A 3,794-nucleotide genomic window follows, 5' to 3' on the forward strand; every position below is an offset into this window, starting at 1 on the left:
AAAAAGAAAAATAGAAAAGCAGTAAGTGCAATACAAATTCCAATTTTCATCACAAACATATCCAAACGTAAAAAAGGATCATTACTACCACTAAATAGCGGAATAATTACCATAGCGAAAATGTATAAAAACATCGGAATAATGATGGACAGCGCTAAATTTTGAATGTTTTCTATTCTTTTCCCTTTCGGTCGAAAATACTTGTAAATAACATCCAAAAGCGCATGAAATAAAGCCGGAATCGTTAAATACATCGGAATAATTTCGTAATTGATATTTGTTGAATGAACACGCGGAATTCTAAAAAAAATATACGATTCATACACGATATACAGAAAACTTCCATAATACAGAATAATGCCAACAGGAAGTATCCAAGCTTTGCTAAATTGTTTGATTTCCAGAAAAATTAAAACTGAAAATAGTACAATTCCAATTGCCCAAAGATTGACAATTCTGGTAAATTCAAACAGGTTTGTTTCGGGCGAATCAAAAGCAGTATAAAAAAGCCAGCCTAACAGTAATTGCAGGAAAACTAGCGAAATACAATATCGGTAGGTTTTATGTAGTTTGAGCGCGCTCATATTTTAATGAAATGAAGTGATTTATAATAAATAAAGTAAAAATGTATAAGATGCTTCCAAGTGCTAAATGTGCCGTTTTTGGATCAATAAACGCGTGTGTCCATTCCCAATCGGATAATTTTATCGCGCTAATAATTCGTGCGGTATTGGCTAAAATCATGATGAAATAACTGCTAATTCCCAAGAAAATAAAATGTAAAATGGTCTTTGCAATTCCTTGAAATTTCAACAGTTTGAAACACAATAGCGCAAAACAAATGCAGAAGAAATTGCCGCCTGCGCACGATTTTTCAATAATAATTCCTTCAGAAGCACTAAAACCAACTGTATCAATCCACTCAAAAGTATAATTGGTAAACAATTCAATAACGGGAATCATCGGATACAGAACCCATTTTAGTGCATTTATAGAAGCAATACTATATAAAGCTTTTACGGAAACGATCAATCCGATTGCAAAGCCTAATTTGAATGTTATCTTTTTCATAAACAAATATTTACGGAAGATGGTAACTTATAATTGCGCCCACATAACACAAACCAATCGGAACATTTGCAATCATCAAAATCAAGGATTTTAGAATCTTTTTCTGTTTCACTTTGCTATGAACTAGCGTGATGTACAATGTAAAAACCAGCAGACTATTGATTAAAACGGCGACCAAAGCATAGTAAATCCCTAAATATAAAATTGCTATTGAACCTGCATTGTAGAAATATGCGATGAGTAAAAAAGTACCGCCCAAAAAACTGAGAATCGCAGTAATTTTCGCTGCTTTTAGTAAATTATATACAAAAGGAATATTCATTGTTGAAATTGAATTTGAATTTGAAAATGATATTTAAGTTGAAAACGAAACCCGAACTTTTCAGTCCTCCAAGCTTAAAAGTTGGGAATCGTTTTCGCATCAAACTAACTTTTTTAGTTATGAGTTTTCAGTTGTGAGTTGTGATTCCAAATGCGTGGGCTGAGCAGAGTCGAAATCCCAATCAATTTTTCGAGATACATACATGACAATTCCCAAAATGATAAATAAGCCAATACTTCCTACGAGTAAAGCGTAGCTTTCCATCTGAATAATCACAAAAATAAAGCTGTACAATGCGCTCAAAGAAGAGCCAATTAACAGTGTGAATTTCCAGTTTTTTAAGATGGATTTTGAATAGAGCGTAATCATTACAATAACGGCAATTCCTGCAATGAGATATGCTTTAAAAAAGCTACTGTGTTCCGAAATTGAAATGAGCAAGGTGTAAAACATAATCAGCGCAATTCCGATCATTAAGTACTGAAACGGATGAATTGAAATTTTGCTCAATGTCTGAATGAGGAAGAACACTAAAAAGGTCAATCCAATAACCAAAAAGCCATATTTTACAGCGCGTTCGCTTTGTTGGTATTCGTTAAGCGGAATAATAAAATCTGTTCCAAATGCATATTGATTCAAATTTGGAAGCACTTTAAAATACTGTTGCGAAAACGAACGATTGGTATGTAACAATTTCCAATTGGCTTCAAATCCGCCATTTTCAGTCGTACGTTTGCTTTGCGTAATAAAACTTCCTGTGTGTTTCGGATGTTTCCAATCGGACGTCATTTGTACATTTGTCACCTTTCCAATCGGAACAAAACGAATGCTTTTACTGCCATTATACGTCAGCTTAAAATCAAACGAACGTGTGGTTGTATTTGGTACATCTTCGAGTGCTAAATAGGAGCTTTCTAGCGCATCTAGTTCTGAATTTCCGTTTGCTTTTGTTTCAAAACTATAGGAGTTTCCGTTTAAATTCAGTTTTACTTCGCTTTTCAAACCTTTCAAATTTGTGGTTTTAATTTCAAGTGTCGCTTTGTCCCAAACAATATCTTCATTTGCGATTGATTTCAGAGAAAAATCGGGAATTTCAAAGCTTCCCGAAGTGGCAATATCTGCTGTAAAAACAGTAGTTTCAAAATTATTTCGCTTCTTAGCGGTCGTTTTTACATCTGTATTAATATCTAAGGTTTTCGGAAAAAAATACGCGTATTTTAACTGTGTCGTTTGCTTCTTTTCAGTTTCCTGCGTGGTTTCATTAAAAACCACCGTTTCTTGATAGGTTTTATACGGAACTTTTAAAATAGGTCCGTACAAGAGAATTTCATTTCCCCATTTATCATTTAGTTCGCTTACGACGCTTTTTTGACGTACTTCTCGTTCGGCAATTAAATCCTGAATCAGCGAAAGCGGAATCATTAACAATAAGGTCAATATACCTGTAATAATAAACTTTGCAGAGATGGAACTTTTAAACCATGCTGCTAATTTTTTGCTGTTTTTTTCTGTTTGATGTATTTCCATTTTAGTTTGTTTTAAAAGTACTTTGAAATTCAAAGTAAAAAGATAAAAAAATAAGTTTTGAGTTGCTAGGAGTGAAGTCCTGCGTATCTTATTGTTGTATTTAGTGTTTGTGCATTCATAGTATATTATTCGCTCTTTTTAATTAATTGTTCTAGTGCTTCAATATGTTTCTTAAATTCAAGCTTCCCTAATTTTGTAGCGCTATAGCGTGTATTTGGCTTTCGCCCGATAAATTGTTTTTCCACTTTAATATAGTCCACTTTTTCAAGTGCTTTGGCGTGACTTGCCAAATTGCCATCGGTGATTGAAAGCAGTTCCTTCAACATTTTAAAATCGGCAAATTCGTTTACCATCAAAATAGACATAATGCCCAAACGAATTCGGTGATCAAATGCTTTATTTATGTTAGTTATAATACTCACAATTACTTCGCTGTTCGTTCTAAAAGAATATACATTAATCCGCCGTAAATGATATGAAAAATACCAAAACCAACTGCCCAAAAATACAAACCATAGCCAACATATTGTGTTGCAATAAGTCCTAAAATGATATTTGCGTAGCCTAAATATTTAATATGACCGAAAGTATATTTACTAGCATGTACACATGCCAATCCGTAAAAAATTAATGTTGCTGGCGCTACGAGTCCTACGGCAGTTTTTTGTAATAAAACTAGGGTAAATATTCCTCCTGTTGCTAACGGAATTAGAAAATTAATAAGCAACTTAAGAGCCGTTTTATCAAAAATGCGTTCTCCATTTTTTCGTGCTTTTCGCTGTGTTAAGATGATTCCTGTCACAACAGCCAAAAACAAAACAATACTTGCAATTGCGAAAAGTTTTAAGGTAATATCGTCAGTAAAAATGGAAGT

Annotated in this window: 6 protein-coding genes; all 6 read right to left on the reverse strand. The window is 33.5% G+C overall.

From position 1 onward, the window contains the following. Nucleotides 1–584 (reverse strand): hypothetical protein (locus AB8B65_RS00005; protein WP_405298730.1); only part of this gene is annotated, 584 nt, incomplete at its 3' end. After that, a complete protein-coding gene (xrtK, locus tag AB8B65_RS00010) occupies nucleotides 562–1,071 on the reverse strand; it encodes an exosortase K (protein ID WP_405298731.1) in 510 nt (169 codons plus the stop codon). The genes xrtK and AB8B65_RS00005, both read right to left, overlap by 23 nt. 10 nt (nucleotides 1,072–1,081) lie before the next feature. Beyond that, on the reverse strand, nucleotides 1,082–1,393 hold the full coding sequence (locus AB8B65_RS00015; protein WP_405298732.1) for a hypothetical protein: 312 nt from the start codon (nucleotides 1,391–1,393) through the stop codon (nucleotides 1,082–1,084). A gap of 117 nt (nucleotides 1,394–1,510) precedes the next feature. Continuing rightward, complete coding sequence (creD, locus tag AB8B65_RS00020; RefSeq protein ID WP_405298733.1) at nucleotides 1,511–2,920, reverse strand: cell envelope integrity protein CreD; 1,410 nt, start codon at nucleotides 2,918–2,920, stop codon at nucleotides 1,511–1,513. Nucleotides 2,921–3,045: 125 nt separating this feature from the next. Beyond that, nucleotides 3,046–3,342 carry a winged helix-turn-helix domain-containing protein gene (locus AB8B65_RS00025; protein WP_405298734.1) on the reverse strand — a complete coding sequence of 99 codons (297 nt, stop codon included), beginning with the start codon at nucleotides 3,340–3,342 and terminating at the stop codon, nucleotides 3,046–3,048. A gap of 2 nt (nucleotides 3,343–3,344) precedes the next feature. Beyond that, a partial coding sequence (locus AB8B65_RS00030) for a hypothetical protein (protein WP_405298735.1) occupies nucleotides 3,345–3,794 on the reverse strand: 450 nt, incomplete at its 5' end.

It is taken from the genome of Kordia sp., assembly GCF_045105435.1.
Lineage (GTDB): Bacteria > Bacteroidota > Bacteroidia > Flavobacteriales > Flavobacteriaceae > Kordia.

What these genes read in the sequence shown, in the direction of transcription:
- xrtK (WP_405298731.1), bottom strand. Translation starts at nt 1,071, where the DNA reads ATGAAAAAGATAACATTCAAATTAGGCTTTGCAATCGGATTGATCGTT.
- creD (WP_405298733.1), bottom strand. Translation starts at nt 2,920, where the DNA reads ATGGAAATACATCAAACAGAAAAAAACAGCAAAAAATTAGCAGCATGG.
- AB8B65_RS00015 (WP_405298732.1), bottom strand. Translation starts at nt 1,393, where the DNA reads ATGAATATTCCTTTTGTATATAATTTACTAAAAGCAGCGAAAATTACT.